We start from the raw sequence: 16,939 nt of genomic DNA on the forward strand, positions 1-16,939 counted from the left end.
CGCGCGCCAGCGGCGCGGAACCCGCCTGTCGTCAGGAGAGAGCGAGCGGACCGGCGGGCGGCGCCCTTGCGCCATTGACCGCCTGCGACAGAGCGAAAGGCGGCCGCGCGGCGGCGAAGACTCGATAGACGGCAGGCTGCGCCGCGACCTCCCGGCGGAGGGCGGCGGAAATGCGGTCGGGCAGCACGGCCGGACCGGAATGCGCGGCGAGGCAGCAGGGGCAATTCGCCCCTTTCTTCATAGGCCGGCCCGGCGTTCCGACATTCGCATCCGTGAGCGCGTCATGGCACACGCCGCGGACGATCTGATCGCCCGCGCGTCCATCGGCGGCGGCGCTCGAAAGCCGATGCGGCGCGCCGGAAACGAGGAGAGCGAAAACGAGCGCGAAAACGGCGGCGATCGCGCAGATCGCCCGCAGTTCTATGCGCTGGCCCCCCGTGTGTGACATAAATGTCTCTTAATGGATTTTTTAACTTCTGACAATCTGCGGGATCTTGGATTTATTTGGAAGAGCGCGCTAATTCGCGTCTGGTTAATCGGTAGAGTCAACGCGCGCGATGGCGGCGGTCGCCAAGCTCCTCTTCCTTTTCGCACTGCTGGGTCAGGCGCTGAGCGCGCCTCTCGGCGGAGCGCGCACGCATGTCGCGGGCGGCGAGGCGACGAGGCTCTGCGTCGTCGCCCATGTCGTGGCGAGCGCTGCTTCCGCGGCGAGCGATCGCGGCGAGCCCACGCGCAAAAGCGATCCATCGCATCGGCACGGAGCTTGCGGCTTTTGCGAGCTCGGCGCCGGCGGCCTCCCGTTTCTCGCTCTCGCCGAGCGGGTCGGCGCGCCGCCTTTGCGCGCGGCGACGACGCGCCCGTCCACGATATTCGCCGCCATTCCCTTCTCGCGCGACGACAGCAACGCGCCGACCCGCGCCTCCCCCTCCTTTTCCTGACGCGACATGACCGCGGCGCGCGAGCGCCGCAATTCGACGCGCGCCCTCGCGAGGGCGTCAGGGGAAGGATATCCGAATATGCATCGCCATCATTTGCTGCGCGGCGTCTCCGCCGGCGCGCTCTTCATCGTCTGTTCCGCGGCGCTTCCGCCGGCCCGCGCCCAGGAGGCGCTGCCGACGATCGACATCGCCGGGGACGGGCGGCCCACACAGTCACGGCCCGCGCCGGCCTCCGTCTGGTCGCCGACGCTTCCCGACGGCAAACCGGCCTTCGTGCAGAAATTCGCTCTGCCGAACACTGTCGCCAGCATCACCCGCAAGCAGATCGACGAGACGATCAACGTCATCGACACGGAAGACGTGGTCAAATATCTGCCGAGCCTGTTCGTGCGCAAACGCAACAACGGCGACACACAGGCCGTGCTGCAGACGCGCACATGGGGCGTCTCGTCGAGCGCCCGCAGTCTCGTCTATGCCGACGATCTGCTGCTCACCGCCCTCATCGGCAATGACAACAGCATCGGCGCCCCGCGCTGGGGCCTCGTCGCGCCGGAGGAGATCGAGCGCGTCGACATGCTCTACGGGCCGTTCTCGGCGCAATATCCGGGCAATTCGATGGGCGGCGTGCTGCAGATCACCACGCGCATGCCCGACAAGCTGGAAGTCACCGCCAAGCAGAGCGTCTCGCTGCAGGACTTCTCGCTCTATGGAACGAGCAAGCTGTTCCACACCGAGGTGACGAGCGCCTCCGTCGGCGACAAGATCGGCGATTTCTCCTGGTTCCTCACCGGCAATTACGCCCATGGCACGACGCAGCCGCTCACCTATGTGACGTCGAGCAGCCTCTACGGCTGGCCTGGCGCCTATTTCAGCAACACCAAATCCGGCGGGCCGGCCACCGTTCTCGGCTCCTCCGGCAATCTCGAGAACGATCAGGTCAACGCCAAGCTGAAATTGGCCTACGACTTCTCGCCGACCATCCGCGCGACCTACACGCTCGGCTTCTGGAGCAATGACGGAACCTCCATTCCGCAATCCTATGTCTCCGGCGGCCTGCAGGCCTTCGGCGCGACGAGCGGAACGGGCAGCATCGGCTCCGCGGCGATGCAGAGCTTCGGCAGCGGCTATTACCGCGTGCAGGAGAAGATGCTCACCAATGCGCTGGCGGTGAAATCCAACACGGGCGGACCCTTCGATTTCGAAATCTCCGCCTCGCATTTCACCTATCTGCAATCCGATCAGCGCTCGCCTTACACGGCGGCGCCGGTGGGCTATTCCTCGACCGGCAAGGATGTCCGCTACAACGGCACCTATTGGACGCTGCTCGATCTCAAGGGCATTCTGCGGCCGGACGGCGTGCTCGCGGGCCACGACATCAGCTTCGGCCTGCATGGGGATCAGTTCCATCTGAACAATCCCACCTGGCTCACCACCAATTGGACGAGCGGCATGGCCTCGTCCTATGGCGTCGCGGCCTCCATCGGCCAAGGCACGACCCGCACCCAGGCCCTATGGGCGCAGGACGCGTGGAGGATATCGAAAGAGTTCAAATTCACCGTCGGCGGCCGCTGGGAGCATTGGGTCGCGTCGGACGGCTATAATCAATCGCTCGGAAGCATCAACGCCAATGGCTTCGGCTCGACGGCCACGGCGCTCAGCATGTTGCCGACTTATCAGCCCGTTCTCAATCATACGCGCTTCTCGCCCAAGGGCTCGTTGCAATGGACGCCGGACGAGGATTGGACGATCACCGGCTCGATCGGCCTCGCCAATCGCTTCCCGACCGCCAAGGAGCTCTATAATCTGACGACGATCGCCGGCGCCTCGGGCACGCTGGTCAATCCCAACCCCAATCTGCGGCCGGAAGTGGCGCTCAGCAAGGAGCTCGCGGTCGAGCGCAAGATCGGCGCGGACGGCTCGGTGCGCGTCTCTCTCTTCGACGAGGAAGTGCGCGACGCGATCATCTCGCAGAGCACTTTCGTCACCGGGCAGAATTTCACCGCGTCGCAGACGACCAATGTCGATCGCGTCCGCAACAGCGGCGTCGAGGTCGCGGCGCGCAAGGACAATGTTCTCGTGCAAGGGCTCGAGCTCGTCGGCAGCGCGACCTATCTCAACGCCCGCGTCATTTCCGACAGCAAATGGGCGCCTTCGGGCGGCACGAATTACGACAATTGGGCGCTCTCTGTCGCCGGCAAGCGCGTGCCCAATGTGCCTGATTGGCGCGCCACAATGGAGGCGACCTATCGGCCCGACGATCATTGGGCCTTCACCGTCGCCGCCCGCTATCAGGGCCAGATGTGGTCGACGCTCGCCAATAACGACATCGCCCATGGCGTCTATCAGAGCTTCGACCGCTTCTTCGTCGTCGACACGAAGATCCATTACAAATGGAACAAGCACATCAGCTTCGACTTCGGCGTCGACAACATCGGCAACTACAAATATTTCCTGTTCCACCCCTTCCCACAGCGCACCTACACGATGTCGGCGAAGTATGAGTTCGGGCGCGAAAAGGGCGAGCGCGGCATATTCTTCGAGGGCGACGAGCCGCCGCTGTTCGACGTGTCCTTCGTGAAGTAGGGGATGAAAAGCGAGGCGATCCGAAACGCTCGGATCGCCTCGTCACGCGGATCGAGCGCCTCTGCTCGAGACGATTCCCCATGCGGTGTCGTGACGCGTCACGAGAGATTCGGGTCGATGACAGTTCGCCCACAGGTCGCGGACATCAAATCACGACGCCTTGCGGAGCGGTGAAGGTCTCATCGACGACATTGCCCGTATTGCGCGTCTCCGCGGGCTCGAAGATGATGATTTCGGCCTCCTCGTCTGCGGCTGTGCGATGTTCGACGCCGCGCGGGACGACGATATATTCCCCCGGCCCCAACTCGACGATCTTATCCCTGAACTCGACCCGGAAGCGTCCCTTCCAGACGACGAACATCTCCTCGCAGTCTTCGTGAAGATGCCAAGGAAAGACGCCCTGAACCTTCGCGAGCTTGACCTCTTGTCCATTCGTGGACGCGATGACCTTCGGCCTCCAATGCTCCGAAAACGCCGAAAATTTAGCGGCGATGTCGCCTTGCTGCATGATGAGGGAACTCCTCGGGAAATCGGCGTTCGTTCTCGTATCGGCTCGTTTCGAACGCGGTCGCGGCGCCGTGCCGGCGTCCGCTTCGACAGGAAACGCTATTCCACGATGCGGCTCGGCGTGCGCATCGTCACCAGCTCTTCGGCGAGCGTCGGATGCAGCGCCATTGTGGCGTCGAAATCGGCCTTGCGCGCGCCGAGCCGCAGCGCGATGGCGAGAAGCTGCGCCATCTCTCCCGCCTCCGGCCCCAGAATATGCACGCCGACGACGAGATCGCTGGCCGCCTCGACCAAAATCTTCATGAAGACTTTTTCCGCGCGCTTCGACAAAGTCGCGCGCATCGGCCGGAAGCTCGTCTCGAAGATCTCGAGCCGGCCGTATTTCTCATGCGCCTCGGCCTCGCCGAGGCCCACGGTTCCGATCTCCGGCGTGGTGAACACGGCCGTCGGCACCAGCTCGTGACTGACGCGGACATCCTTGCCGCCGAACACCGTATCGGCGAAGGCATGGCCCTCGCGAATGGCGACGGGCGTCAGATTGATGCGATCCGTCACATCGCCGACGGCGTAGATGGACGGAACATTGGTGCGCGAATAATCGTCGACGATGATCGCGCCGCTCTCCTTCATCGCGACGCCCGCCGCCTCGAGCCCCAAGCCCTGCGTCAGTGGCGCGCGGCCGGTCGCCAGCAGCGCGGCGTCTATGTCGAGCCGCGCGCCATTCTGCAGCGTCGCGACGAGTCCGCTCGCGGTCTTCTCGAGCTCGGTCGGCAGAGCGCCGCGGTGAATCTCTATGCCCGCATTGACGAGGCCCTCGTCGAGCAGGCGGCGCAGATTCTCGTCGAAGCCGCGCAAGGGCAGATCGGCGCGCAGCGACAAATGGACCTTGGAGCCGAGCCGCGCGAAGACGCTGGCGAATTCCACGGCGATATAGCCGCCGCCGACGACGAGCAGGCTCTTCGGCAGTTCCGGCAGATCGAAAATCTCATTGGAGGAAATGGCGTGCTCGAGGCCCGGAATGTCCGGCCGCAACGTCGGCGCGCCGCCGGTGGCGACCAGAATATAACGCGTCGAGACGCGCTTGCCGCCGGCGAATGACACTTCATTCGGCCCGGCGATCACCCCGCGCTCGCGAATGACCTCCACGCCGGCCTTCTCGAGATTTTGCGCATAGAGGCCGGAAAGGCGGGTGATCTCCGCCTCCTTGGCGGCGACCAGCGCCTTCCAGTCGAACGCCACTTCGCCGACGCGCCAGCCGAAGCCGGCGGCGTCCTCGAAATCATCGTGGAAGCGGCTCGCCATCACATAGAGCTTTTTCGGCACGCAGCCGCGGATCACGCAGGTTCCGCCGATGCGGAACTCCTCGCATATGGCGACTTTCGCGCCATAGCCGGCGGCGATGCGCGCCGCGCGAACGCCGCCCGAGCCTGCGCCGATGACGACGAGATCATAATCATGCTCTGCCATTTCGAACCCCGGAATCTGCGACCCGAGGGCGAAAGGCCCGCACGGGTCCCGCCAGAGCTCGCCCGCTCCAGATTTCTCCGTTCATGGGGCGGCTAGAGCTCGTGGCCCTTCTTGCGCATCTCTTCGCGCACGCGCGTCATCATGTCGACGGAAATCTTCTGCGACCACGCCTGCATGGCGACGAACATGTCGCTCATCAGCACCGGCTGCATCCCGACATATTTGCGGCCCGAGGCGCTCTTGAAGAAAGCCGCGACATCCTCGAGCTCCTTGGGCGAGAAGCGCTGCGTGTAGAGCTGCGCGGCGCTGTCGATCATCTCCTCGACCTTTTTGTCGAATTCCGGCCGCACGGCGGCGAGCACGAGATTGAGGTCCGGCACCATTTCGGGCCGCGTGCGCGTCACCGAAAGGGCGATCTGCTCGAGATATTGCGGAATGATGAGCCGGAAAGACGAGGCTATGCCGGAATCGACGACGATGGTGCGCGCCAACGCCAGTTGCGCCGGCGTGGCCGCGACCGTCGGAGCGGAGGCGATGGGCGGCGAGACGGCCGCCGCAGGGACGGCGCCGGGCCGCTGCTCGGCGGCGATGGCGGCTGTCGCCAGAATGAGCGCGGCGAAACCGATCGTCAGGCGAAAAATCACTCGGGACGTCTCCTCGTGAAACCAATTCGGCGGCTGTGCGTCGCTCGGTTACACCGCGCCCAGCGTCGTGATGCCGTCGCGGCCGGCGACGACCACCGCCGTGGCGAGGCCGATGAACAAACCGTGCTCGACGACGCCGGGGATGGCGGAGAGGCGATCCGCCAGCGCGTCGGGATCGGAAATCGCGCCGAATGCGCAATCGAGGATCAAATGGCCGCCGTCGGTGACGAAAACATGGCCGTCCGGCTTCAGCCGCGGGCCGACGGTCCCGATCAGGCCGAGATCGCGCGCGACGCGCTCCACATGCAGCCGCGTCGCCTTCGCGCCGAAAGGATCGATCTCCACCGGCAGCGGAAAGGCGCCGAGCGTCTCGACCTTCTTCGATTCGTCGGCGATGACGATGAAGCGTTTCGACGCCGCAGCGACGATTTTTTCCCGCAGCAGCGCGCCGCCGCCGCCCTTTATGAGGCGCATTTTCGCGTCGAGCTCATCGGCGCCGTCGACGGTGAGGTCCAGCTCCGGCGCCTCATCCAGCGTCGCCAGCGGCACGCCCAGCGCGGCGGCCTGCGCGCGCGTGCGCTCGGAAGTGGGAACGCAGAGCACGTCGAGCCCCGCTTTCACCTTTGCTCCGAGCAGATCGACGAAATGCGCCGCCGTGGAGCCCGTGCCGAGCCCGAGCCGCATTCCCGGCGCGACGGCCTCGAGGGCCACGGCGGCCGCCTGTCGTTTCAGCTCATCGGCGGAAGGGGCGGGCATGGGCGGCGTCCTCTGTCGGTCGATTAGGAGAAAAGGCGGATAGTCGTTTCGCAGGCCGAAAGCAACGGCGGGGAAGGAGCGCGTCCCTCCGCCTGAAGGCTATCGCATTCGCGGCCGTCCTGGCCGGGCTTGTCCCGGCCATCCACGCCAATCGGCGGAGATATCTTTGGAAGCGCCCGCCATCTGCAAATACCGGCTTCTTGCGTCGGGCGTCTTCGCCGCTCCGTCAGAATGCGCTGGAGCGTCGACGCTGCGCAAAATTAGGCAGTAGACGCAATGCCTTGGCGTGGATGGCCGGGACAAGCCCGGCCAGGACGTGGTGGGTGAGCTGGTAGATATGCGAATCTGCAAGCCCCTTAAAGGGGAGGGGCGAGGCGCCTCACCCGCCGATTTCCTCCCGCTTGATCTCCAATTCCAGCCAGTTCTCCTCGGCGGCGGCGAGATCTTCCTCCACTTTCGCGAGGAGCTTGCCGGCTTCGGCGAATTTCGCCGGATCGCGCGCATAGAGGCCGGGATCGTCGAGAAACTTCTGCAGCTTCTCCCTCTTGCCGCGCAATTCCTCCATTTTCGCCGGCAGCGTCGTCAGCGCATGCTGCTCGGCGAAGGAGAGGCGCGGCTTGGCGGCGGATTTCGGCCGCGGCGCGCTCGCCGCTTTCGCCTTCTCCTCGCGCGGGGCGGCGGCGGCGCTTCGCGCCTGCACGCCCTCGCCGCGCTGCGTCACCATGTCGGAATAGCCGCCGGCATATTCGAGCCAGCGGCCATTGCCCTCCGACATCAGCACGGAAGTGGCGACGCGATCGAGAAAATCGCGATCATGGCTGACGACGATCAGCGTGCCGGGATAATCGGCCAGCATCTCCTCCAAGAGATCCAGCGTCTCGAGATCGAGGTCATTGGTCGGCTCGTCCAGCACCAGAAGATTGGAGGGCAGCGCCAGCGCGCGGGCCAGCAGCAGTCGCCCGCGCTCGCCGCCGGAGAGCCGGCCGATGGGCGTGCGCGCCTGCTCGGTTCCGAACAGGAAGTCCTTCATATAGCCGATGACATGCTTGCGCTGGCCGTTGATCTCGACGAAATCGGAGCCGCCGCCGGTCAGCGCGTCCTTCAATGTCGTCTGCGGATCGAGGCTGGCGCGGCTCTGATCCAGCGTCGCCATCTCGACCGCGGCGCCGAGGCGCACATGGCCGCCGTCCGGCGCCAGCGTCCCGGTCAGCAGCTTGATGAGAGTGGTCTTGCCGGCTCCATTGGCGCCGACGACGCCGAGCCGATCCCCGCGCAGCACGCGCGTCGAGAAATTATCGACGATCACGCGCTCGCCGAAGGATTTGGAAATTCCGCGCGCCTCGACGACCAGCGTGCCGGAGGCCTGCGCCTCGGCGACCTCGAGCTTGATATCGCCCGTCGGCCCGACATGCCGCCGCCGCCGTGCGCGCATCTCGTGAAGATCGGAGAGACGCTTCTGGTTGCGCTTGCGGCGGCCGGTGACGCCATGCTGCAGCCAATGCTCCTCCGCGACGATCTTGCGGTCGATCTTGTGCTGCTGCTTTTCCTCTTCCTCCAGCTCGCGGTCGCGCCAGGCCTCGAACTCCTTGAAGCCGCGCGACAAATATCGCGTCCGCCCGCGATCGAGCCAGAGTGTGGAGCGCGTCAGATCCTGCAAGAAGCTGCGATCATGGCTGATGATGACGATCGCCGAGCGCAGCCCGGCGAGCCGCTCCTCGAGCCAGAGAATCGCCGGCAGATCGAGATGGTTGGTCGGCTCGTCCAGCAGCAGCACGTCCGGCTCCGGCGCGAGGATGCGGGCGAGCGCGGCGCGGCGGCCCTCGCCGCCGGAGAGGCTGCGCGTATTTTCCTCGCCCGTGAGGCCGAGCTCGAGCAGCAGCGCCTTGGCGATATAGGGATCGTCGGTCGGGCCGAGGCCGGCGACCACATAATCCAGCGTGGTCTCGAATTTCGAGAGATCGGGCTCCTGCGGCAGATAGCGCAGGCTCGCGCCCGGCTGCAGGAAGCGGGCGCCGGAATCCGCCTCCACCTCGCCGGCGGCGATGCGCAGCAGGGTCGATTTGCCCGAGCCATTGCGGCCGACGAGACATAGCCGCTCGCCGGGCGAGACGGAAAGATCGGCCGATTCGAAAAGCGGCTTGCCGCCGAGCGTCAGCCCGACATTCTGGAGCGTCAAAAGGGGTGGCGGGGCCATGGGGTCCGATGTGTCCGCGCCGGCGGGACGAGGCCGGCCCCGCGTCTTTTATCGCACTCGCCCCATAACGCCAGCCCGGCTCAATGGCTCTCCGCCAATGTCGAGGCCGCGCGCAGGAAGCGCGAGGGGTCGACCGGCTCGCCGTCCACCCGCACTTCATAGTGCAGATGCGGCCCGGTGGAGCGGCCCGTCGAGCCCAGCCGCCCGACCGTCTCGCCCGGAGCGACCTCCTGGCCGACGGAAACGGTGATGGCCGAGAGATGCGCATAGCGCGTTGTGAGGCCGGAGCCATGGTCGATCTCGACCATCTGCCCATAGCCGCCGCTCGGCCCGGCGTTGACGACCACGCCGCCCGCCGTGGCGCGCACGGGCGAGCCGTAATCATCGCGCAGATCGACGCCCGTATGCAGCGCCGCCCGCCCGAAGAAAGGGTCGGTGCGATAGCCGAAGCCGGAGGTGGTCTCCGGCGCTCCGGCGAGCGGCTTGCGCAGCGGCACGCAGGGCAGCGCGCTGCGCAGCCCCTCGAGCGTGGTGGCGGCGGTCTCGGCGGCGCCGAGCTCGCGCTCGAAGAGATCGCTGCGCTCGGCCGGCACGAAGGGACCGCCGGCGAAGCTCTGGCCATCGGCCTTGGCGCGGCCCTTGGGAAGAAAGCGCTCGACCGGCAGGCCGGCGACATCGAAAGCGCGTCGCAGCTTCGCGGTCGCCGCCCGAATCGGCTCGACCAGCCGGCCGAGCCGCTGGGTCTGCTCGCGCTCGGCGCGATTGAGAGCGGCCTCCAAATGCGCGAGACGCGACTGCATCGGCAGGCCGGCGTCGGCGGCGAGGCCGGTCTGCGGCGCGAGCGCTGCCGAGGCGCCGCCGCGTTCGGCCGAAGAGTTGGTCGTAGACTTGGCCGGCGCGTCCTCCTCGCGTCGCAGCCGCAGCTCCAGACCCTCCGGCTGCGGCTTGTCGAAGCTGGCGAAAGGCTCCGGCCGCTCCTCGGGCGCCGGCGCATAGGCGCTGGCGCCGGACGGCAATCCCGCAGGCGCTACGACGCTCGCGCGGCGCGGCGCGGCGACGGGGACCCCGCCCTCCTTGGACGCGACGCCGTCGACGAGCCGCGCCACGAGAGCCGCCCGCGTCTCCAGCTTGGCCTGGCGGGCGACCAGGGTCTGCACCTTGCTCTCGACATCGCCCTGGGCGAGAAACTGCCGGCTCGTCGCCTGATCGAGCCGCAGCCGCATGGCGGCCAAGCGATCCTCATAGGCGTAGCGCATCTGAGTCTGGCGATCGACCAGCTCGGCGAGCATGTCGTCGCGAAAGGCGAGATAGGCGGCCGCGCAAGGCGCCAGCAACCCCGCGGCGACCGCCGCCGCGCCGGCGACGACCAGAATCGGGGCGGAGAGCTCCACCCGCCGCGAATGCGCGCCGAGCGAGAATTCGATGACGAAGGGACGCCGCTCTCGTCGCGGTCTCGGTTCATTGGCTTTGGGCGTCATGCGCATGTTCCAGAGGCCCGCCCTCACGCGAGAGCCGCGAGCGCGCGAGGGAGGCAGGCCGATCCGTTAGACCTCATTAAGGTTAACGATCGGCAAATCTGCGCCGCCGGCCTGGAGCGAGGCCGAACGAAGAGAAGCGTCCAATCGCTTCTACAGGGCTCCGAATTCAGGTTTCCAATTGGTTAACAGCCGCGTCATGCCCGCGCTTGTCGCGGGCATCCACGCCGCGACATCGCGGAGAACTGCGAACACAGGCAGAACAAATCCGCTTCGATGAAGCATTGCGGAACGTCTCGGCGTGGATGGCCGGGACGAGCCCGGCCATGACGGTGGAACGTCAACGGGTTGTTAACCCGGATTCGTTGCCTGCAATCGCTTCGCCGAGCCTTGATCGCCGAGGCGAACGCGTGCTATTGGGCGCTTCGCCGCGAGCGGGGCAAGTCCTCGCTTTCGCCTCCGGAGAGGTGGCTGAGTGGTTGAAAGCACCGCACTCGAAATGCGGCATACGGGCAACCGTATCGGGGGTTCAAATCCCTCCCTCTCCGCCAATCTCTGGCTTTAACTGCACTTTAACAGAGAGTTGCTTAGAATTCAGGGCATTGCCACCGTCCGCTTCTATACAGCGGTACTATATAATGGCGCCCAGAATGACCTCTCTTTGGCAAACCGAGTCGGGAACATTCTATTTCCGCAAGCGCGTGCCGAATCGGCTCCGCCCCTTCGTCAAATGCACCATCCTCTATCGCAGCCTTCGAACGAAGGATCCGACCGAGGCCAAGCGGCTCTTCGTCGCCAAGGCCGCGGAGATCGCCGAGGAGTGGGACGTCTATGAGCGTTACGTCGAGCGCAAGGCCGCGGTCGACGCCCAGCGAGTGGAGCTGACGCAGAAGCAGATCCAAGGATTGGCGGGCGAATTCTATCGCTGGTACGTCGCGCAGCACGATGGCGATCCCGGGACGCCCGACAAATGGGAACGGAAGATCAAACGCGACGAGTTCCTGAAAATTCCCAAAAGGCGTCCAGGCGCGCTGCTGGCGGACTATCTCAATGAGGTCCGCCGCTTCCTGGAAGCCCGCGACATCGTCATTCCCGACACCGGTCTGATCCCGCTCGCGCGGGCCGCGATCCGGGCGGGCGGGGTCGCCAACGAGATTCTTCTCGCCAACGCCAACAAGAAATACCCGCGCAAGCGCATCCTCGAGATCGAGGACGAATTCCCGAAATGGGAGGAGGTCGAGCCGACCCTGCCGCTCGCCAAGGAGCCGCTCACCGTCGAAAACGACTTCGACGCCTGCGCCGCGGCTTCCGGCTGGGGCGCAGGCACCGTTCCCAGCTATCGTCGCATGCTCGTCAAGCTCGGCGAGCACATGGGGGCGGCCGACCTTTCGGGCGTGACGGAGGCCGATCTCCAGTCGTGGAAGAAGGCACTGCTCGCCGAGGGAATCGGCGCCGGCACGATCAAGAACGGCTATCTGGCCGCCGTTCGGAGCTTCTACGGCTGGGCGGTCACCGAGGGCCGGCTGAAGAAGAACCCGGCGGAAAAGATCACGATCAGGGTTCCGAAGAAGAGCAGGACGCGCTCGCCGGCGTTCAGCGACGACGAGGCCGCGCTGATCCTCAGCGAGACGCTGCGCGAGCCCGATCCCCGCGTCGGGCGGGAGTTCGCGGACGCCCTGCGCTGGGTTCCGTGGCTCATGGCCTACAGCGGCGCCCGCGTGAACGAGATCACCCAGCTCCACCGGGAGGATTTCTACTGGCGGACGATCGGGGATGAGCGCGTGTTCGTCATGCGCCTGACGCCGAAAGGAGGGCGGCGGATCAAGACCGGCGAGGCCCGCGACGTCCCCATCCATCCTCATCTCGTCGAGCAGGGCTTCCACCGCTTCGTCGAAGGCAAGCGAGCCGGGCCGCTGTTCGTCGATCCGATGAAGCGCCGCAAGGGCGACGAGGCCCGCCCGCAGAACCACAAGGTCGCCGACAAGATGGCCGAGTGGGTTCGCGTGATCGGCGTCGATGACGAGGAAATCCAGCCGAACCACGCCTGGCGTCACACGTTCAACCGGCTCGCCCGGATCGTCGGAATGAATCCCGAGGTCCGCGACGCGATCGAGGGTCACGCGCCGCGCACGGAGGGCGAGAAATACGGCGGCGACATGCCGCTCGACCCGATGTGGGCGGCCATCAAGATGCTGCCGCGTTTCGCGGTCGCCCCGCCCGTCGGACCGAGACCCGTGACCGAAGCAGCCAAGCGCGCCAGCCAGAAGCGCATGGAAACCGCGAAGCGCGCGAAGACGACGAAGGCCCTCACGCGCCTCGCGCCGCGGCCGGCCGAGCGCGCGCCGGCGGAGGCGCAGACGGAAGATTCGTGACCTTGATCCTGGTCCTCTCGGACCTGCACCTCGAGAACCGGCCCTATTGGCGGCTGCCCGACAAGCTGCCGCCTTTCGATGTCGCGGTGTTCGCCGGCGACATCGCCGAGACGCCGCGCGTCGCCGTCGAAACCCTCGCGGCGGCGCCGGCACTTTCCGGGCGGCCCGTCGTCTACGTGCCAGGCAACCATGAGCTCTTCAGCGGCGACATCGACGCCGCGATTGCGGACGGGCGCGCCGCCGCCGAGGGGACGAATGTGCGGCTGCTCGATCGCGAGGTCGCTGTCGTCGCCGGCGCAAGATTCGTGGGCGCGATTCTTTGGACCGACTACGCGCTCGGCGGCGACCCGAAGCGCGCCATGGAGGTTGCCGCCGGCGGCATGTACGACCACCGGCTGATCCGCTCGGGCAACGGGGCCTTCTCTCCGGGCAACGCCCTCGCACGCCACCAGGGCGACCTCGCCTTCATCGAGGCGTCGCTCGCGGCACCCTTCGCGGGGCCGACCGTCGTCGTGACGCACCACGCCCCGCACCCGCGCTCCGTCCATGCGAAATACGCCCAGAGCGTCCTGAGCGCGGCGTTCGCCTCGGACCTCTCGGAAACGATCGAGCGGGGACGCCCAGCCTGCTGGGTCCACGGCCATTGCCATGCGTCGTCGGACTATCGCGTCGGCGCCACCCGCGTGGTCTGCAACCCCAAGGGCAACGGGCCGAGGACGCGGGGCGGCGCGGTCGACAATGGGGAGTTTCGCGAAGGATTTGTCGTCGAGGTGTGAGCGCCGCTCCAAGACGGTCAAAAATCGGTGATCACCAAGATCTGTACAATCATATGGGATGCCCACCGTCCCCGTGCTTCACGCTTCGCATCTTCGATACGCTGCGGCGACAGTCGATAGGCAACGCGACGCCGGTCGACCGTCGCCTGCTCTAATCCACTGCTTTCCGCCACGTAGAACCACATCCATGCAGACGCATCGTCGCGGTCGACGCCCTGTCCTCTTTCATATGCGATCCCCAAACGGTGCATCGCAAAGAGATGCTGCCTCTCCGCCGCTGCCATAAGATAGGCGACGGCTTTTTGGGGGTCACGCGTGATTTTGAACGTCGTGTCGCCCATCAGGATCAACGCCATGTCGAATTGCGCGTCGGGATCACCGTCTTCAGCAGAGGGCAGGAGCCAGCGGTCGTAGTGACTCCACCGAAATGTCTGGTAGCCCTGCTTCTCGGCTTGGCTCCACCACGTCGATGCCTCGATTACGTTTCTTTGGATGCCGACGCCTTTCGCGGACATGTCGCCGATTGCGGACTGTGACTGCACATCGCCTTGCTGCGCGGCTTTGAGAAACCATTCAGCGGATTTGGAATGGTCCTGCTCAACTCCTCGTCCGTAAAGATATCGGACGGCAAGCTCGCATTGATGATGAGCGCTTCCACGGACGGCGGCGGCGCGGATTTGTTCCACACTCAGATATCCGTCGCTGGATTGCAAATTTTCGAATTGCCGAATCATCAGTCACTCTCGATCTGAATTTCGTCGTATTCGGTCCCTTTTGCCCAATTCACAGCGGTCTTGACCAATGCATCCTCTTTCGCTTGGTCAAATCCGTAATCGGTCGGATGAAGAGGCATGTCCTCTGCGACGATTGCGAGGATATTTCGAACTTCACCGTTCGGCTTTTTCACGCGACGAAATCCGATCGTTGCCGAATAGGGGTGTGAAATATTGTAGTAATGCTTCATTCCCGCGCCCATCGTCGATGCCTCCTTTGCGAGTCGCGTTCCGCTTCCCTGAAAGGCCAAGGTGGGGATTGTCGTTTGAGTCGCAAGTGGCGAAGTTGACTTACATGCGATTCCTTGACCGTTGTCGCTTTCGGTAAGAACCTTATAGAGACTGTCGCGCGACAGACGCTCAGCATAGGAAATTTCCTTGGCTCGTTTGTTCTTCTCCTACTGTCACGCCGACGAGGCGCTCCGTGATCGCTTGGGAGTTCATCTGTCATTGTTGACGCGGCAGGGTGCGATCGAGACGTGGCACGACCGTCGCGTCACTGCGGGCGAGGAGTTCGCTGGCAGCATCGACGCGGAACTCAATCGGGCCGATATCATATTGCTTTTGGTTTCGCCCGACTTCCTTGCCTCCAACTATTGCTACGATGTCGAGATGAGTCGAGCGATGGAGCGCAATGAGGCTGGAGAGGCTCGTGTCATCCCGGTCATCCTGCGCCATTGTGACTGGCTTCACGCCCCCTTCGGCAGGCTCCTTGCCGCCCCGAGAGACGGTAAACCGATACAGTCGTGGCCGGACCTCGACGAGGCGTTTTTGGATGTCGTTCAGAAGATCCGGGACGCCCTGCCACGCACATCCGCTGTGAAGCCGACAATTACAGCTTCCGACAATGGCATGCCTGATCTGATTACCGCAATCTCCGCTGATATCACGATGTATAGAAAAGAAGACTACTTCAAGCGATCACGGGAACTTTGTTTGCCATTCAGATGTCCAATTCTGGATCGTTGCGGGAGGAGGAAACGCACATTTGAAATCGTTTCGAATTGTGATGGTTTGGGTTTCCCAATTCAGGACGATCACGGCCCCATGCTGCCGATGCAAGGAGAGGAAGCTTACTTGGTTGGTGGCGCCAACAATTTCTTTGTTAGCGGAACATGCCCAGAAGTTGCGTTGTTTGATGAGTCACGCTTTTTTTCTGGACTTAGTGGCTACCCAACGAGCCGCGGCTCATATGACAAATACGAGAAACCGAAATACAAGGTTATTCAAACCTCTCATTTTTCAGAGTGTGTCGAATTCAATAGTTATGCAAACCAAAAAGCCACACTAAAAAATGGCAATATATAAATATATTCAATAACTTACACCAGAATGCAGGGTTGGCTGAGTCAAGACTTGATGCTACTGGGTCTCGGCGGTTAACCGTGAGCGGACGTGAGGAGATTCTTGACGTTAATCGCTTTTGGCAAGATCGTGTTCAACGACACCCATATAGCCAACCCTTCACCCTAGGAAAATCGTTTGGCCCGCCTTTTCTTCTCCTACTCCCATGCCGACGAAACGCTTCGGAACCGCTTAGAAGCGCACCTGTCGATGCTCAAACGCGAAGGCGCCATCGAGCCATGGCACGACCGCTGCATCAAGGCCGGGGACGACTTCTCAGGCAGTATCGATGCCGAACTCGAACGGGCCGACGTAATCCTGCTCCTAGTCTCCGTCGATTTCCTCAACTCTGGCTACTGCTTCGACATCGAAATGAAGCGTGCGATGGAGCGTCATGAAGCCGAGGAGGCGCGCGTCATCCCCGTCATTCTGAGCCCATGCGATTGGCATCACGCTCCGTTCGGTAGCCTACTGGCGGCACCGACAGATGGAAAACCGATACGGTCGTGGGCGGATCTCGACGAGGGATTCCTCGATGTCGTGCGGATGATCCGCGCCGCGCTCCCGAAGACGCCGACCCTTCAGGCGTCGGCATCGGCGATCCGACCGTTGCCCGCGCAGCCCGTGCCCAGGTCGAGCAACCTTAGGGTCAAGCAGTCTTTCACTGAAGTCGACAAGGACGGCTTCCTCGATGAGGCTTTCGCCTTTATGTCGCGCTTCTTCGAGAATTCCCTGAAGGAGCTGCAAGATCGTAACCTCTCCATTCGAACGACCTTCAAGCGAATTGACGCCAACCGCTTCACGGGTGTGATCTACCGGGAGGGGAAGGCGGAGGCGCGCTGCAAGATCGTACTCGGCGGCATGTTCGGGCACGGGATCTCGTTCTCCTACAACGATCAAGCCTTGGACAACTCGTCGAACGAGAACTTGACTATTGAGGCTGACGACCAAGGTCTCTACCTCAAAGCGCTCGGCATGGCCCGCATGGCCGGCGGCGGGGACTGCGATCGCCACCTCACCTTCGAGGGCGCCGCAGAATACTACTGGGCCCTGTTAATTGAGCCTCTGCAAAGGCGGCGGTGAAGGCTGGAGGGCGCCGAGGCGATGCGA

15 protein-coding genes, 1 tRNA gene and 1 pseudogene are annotated in these 16,939 nt (G+C 64.2%); 8 read left to right on the forward strand and 9 right to left on the reverse strand.

Annotated elements, in window-relative coordinates; all coding sequences use genetic code 11:
* Nucleotides 1–31: 31 nt before the first annotated feature.
* Complete coding sequence (locus tag FMZ75_RS04135) at nucleotides 32–448, reverse strand: DUF2946 family protein (protein ID WP_142862729.1); 417 nt, start codon at nucleotides 446–448, stop codon at nucleotides 32–34.
* Nucleotides 449–557: 109 nt separating this feature from the next.
* Between FMZ75_RS04135 and FMZ75_RS04140 the strand changes: the two genes are divergently transcribed.
* Both FMZ75_RS04140 and FMZ75_RS04145 read left to right on the forward strand, forming a co-directional pair.
* A complete protein-coding gene (locus tag FMZ75_RS04140) occupies nucleotides 558–938 on the forward strand; it encodes a DUF2946 family protein (protein WP_166141418.1) in 381 nt (126 codons plus the stop codon).
* Nucleotides 939–1,016: 78 nt separating this feature from the next.
* Nucleotides 1,017–3,521 carry a TonB-dependent receptor gene (locus FMZ75_RS04145; RefSeq protein ID WP_166141419.1) on the forward strand — a complete coding sequence of 835 codons (2,505 nt, stop codon included), beginning with the start codon at nucleotides 1,017–1,019 and terminating at the stop codon, nucleotides 3,519–3,521.
* A 145-nt stretch (nucleotides 3,522–3,666) separates the two neighbouring features.
* On the opposite strand, the gene FMZ75_RS04150 is transcribed toward FMZ75_RS04145, so the two are convergent.
* The 6 genes from FMZ75_RS04150 to FMZ75_RS04175 form a co-directional block, all read right to left on the reverse strand.
* The gene (locus FMZ75_RS04150) at nucleotides 3,667–4,029 is read right to left on the reverse strand and encodes a cupin domain-containing protein (RefSeq protein WP_108915332.1); all 363 of its coding nucleotides are present in this window, start codon (nucleotides 4,027–4,029) and stop codon (nucleotides 3,667–3,669) included.
* 98 nt (nucleotides 4,030–4,127) lie between these two features.
* Entirely contained in the window at nucleotides 4,128–5,495 is a 1,368-nt protein-coding gene (gene gor / locus FMZ75_RS04155) for a glutathione-disulfide reductase (RefSeq protein ID WP_166141420.1), read from the reverse strand.
* A gap of 92 nt (nucleotides 5,496–5,587) precedes the next feature.
* Nucleotides 5,588–6,139 (reverse strand): DUF2059 domain-containing protein, encoded by a 552-nt coding sequence (locus FMZ75_RS04160; protein ID WP_142862724.1) that lies wholly within the window; start codon nucleotides 6,137–6,139, stop codon nucleotides 5,588–5,590.
* Nucleotides 6,140–6,187: 48 nt separating this feature from the next.
* Nucleotides 6,188–6,895, reverse strand: a complete 708-nt coding sequence (gene rpiA, locus FMZ75_RS04165) for a ribose-5-phosphate isomerase RpiA (protein ID WP_255461782.1) — start codon at nucleotides 6,893–6,895, stop codon at nucleotides 6,188–6,190.
* Between the two features lie 379 nt (nucleotides 6,896–7,274).
* On the reverse strand, nucleotides 7,275–9,089 hold the full coding sequence (locus FMZ75_RS04170; RefSeq protein WP_166141421.1) for an ABC-F family ATP-binding cassette domain-containing protein: 1,815 nt from the start codon (nucleotides 9,087–9,089) through the stop codon (nucleotides 7,275–7,277).
* Nucleotides 9,090–9,169: 80 nt separating this feature from the next.
* A complete protein-coding gene (locus tag FMZ75_RS04175; RefSeq protein ID WP_166141422.1) occupies nucleotides 9,170–10,567 on the reverse strand; it encodes a M23 family metallopeptidase in 1,398 nt (465 codons plus the stop codon).
* A gap of 458 nt (nucleotides 10,568–11,025) precedes the next feature.
* Between FMZ75_RS04175 and FMZ75_RS04180 the strand changes: the two genes are divergently transcribed.
* From FMZ75_RS04180 to FMZ75_RS04190, 4 genes and pseudogenes are all read left to right on the forward strand, one after another.
* Nucleotides 11,026–11,115, forward strand: a tRNA-Ser gene (locus tag FMZ75_RS04180).
* Between the two features lie 99 nt (nucleotides 11,116–11,214).
* Nucleotides 11,215–11,382: pseudogene (locus FMZ75_RS22110) on the forward strand (DUF6538 domain-containing protein); the annotation flags it as partial.
* An 87-nt stretch (nucleotides 11,383–11,469) separates the two neighbouring features.
* The gene (locus tag FMZ75_RS04185) at nucleotides 11,470–12,936 is read left to right on the forward strand and encodes a site-specific integrase (RefSeq protein WP_166141423.1); all 1,467 of its coding nucleotides are present in this window, start codon (nucleotides 11,470–11,472) and stop codon (nucleotides 12,934–12,936) included.
* Nucleotides 12,933–13,712, forward strand: a complete 780-nt coding sequence (locus tag FMZ75_RS04190) for a metallophosphoesterase (protein ID WP_370464664.1) — start codon at nucleotides 12,933–12,935, stop codon at nucleotides 13,710–13,712. Before FMZ75_RS04185 ends, FMZ75_RS04190 begins: the two co-directional genes overlap by 4 nt.
* 17 nt (nucleotides 13,713–13,729) lie before the next feature.
* Here the strand turns inward: FMZ75_RS04190 and FMZ75_RS04195 are convergent, their stop codons facing one another.
* Together FMZ75_RS04195 and FMZ75_RS04200 are read right to left on the reverse strand one after the other, a co-directional pair.
* Entirely contained in the window at nucleotides 13,730–14,446 is a 717-nt protein-coding gene (locus tag FMZ75_RS04195; RefSeq protein WP_166141424.1) for a tetratricopeptide repeat protein, read from the reverse strand.
* Nucleotides 14,446–14,676 (reverse strand): hypothetical protein, encoded by a 231-nt coding sequence (locus tag FMZ75_RS04200; RefSeq protein ID WP_166141425.1) that lies wholly within the window; start codon nucleotides 14,674–14,676, stop codon nucleotides 14,446–14,448. Before FMZ75_RS04200 ends, FMZ75_RS04195 begins: the two co-directional genes overlap by 1 nt.
* A 187-nt stretch (nucleotides 14,677–14,863) precedes the next feature.
* Here FMZ75_RS04200 and FMZ75_RS04205 point away from each other — a divergent pair, with 187 nt between their 5' ends.
* Together FMZ75_RS04205 and FMZ75_RS04210 are read left to right on the forward strand one after the other, a co-directional pair.
* A complete protein-coding gene (locus FMZ75_RS04205; protein ID WP_166141426.1) occupies nucleotides 14,864–15,793 on the forward strand; it encodes a toll/interleukin-1 receptor domain-containing protein in 930 nt (309 codons plus the stop codon).
* A gap of 174 nt (nucleotides 15,794–15,967) precedes the next feature.
* Nucleotides 15,968–16,912, forward strand: coding sequence for a toll/interleukin-1 receptor domain-containing protein (locus FMZ75_RS04210; protein ID WP_166141427.1), 945 nt, complete (start codon nucleotides 15,968–15,970; stop codon nucleotides 16,910–16,912).
* Nucleotides 16,913–16,939 lie beyond the last annotated feature (27 nt).

This window comes from Methylosinus sp. RM1, from assembly GCF_011378635.1.
GTDB classification, from domain to species: Bacteria; Pseudomonadota; Alphaproteobacteria; order Rhizobiales; family Beijerinckiaceae; genus Methylosinus; species Methylosinus sporium.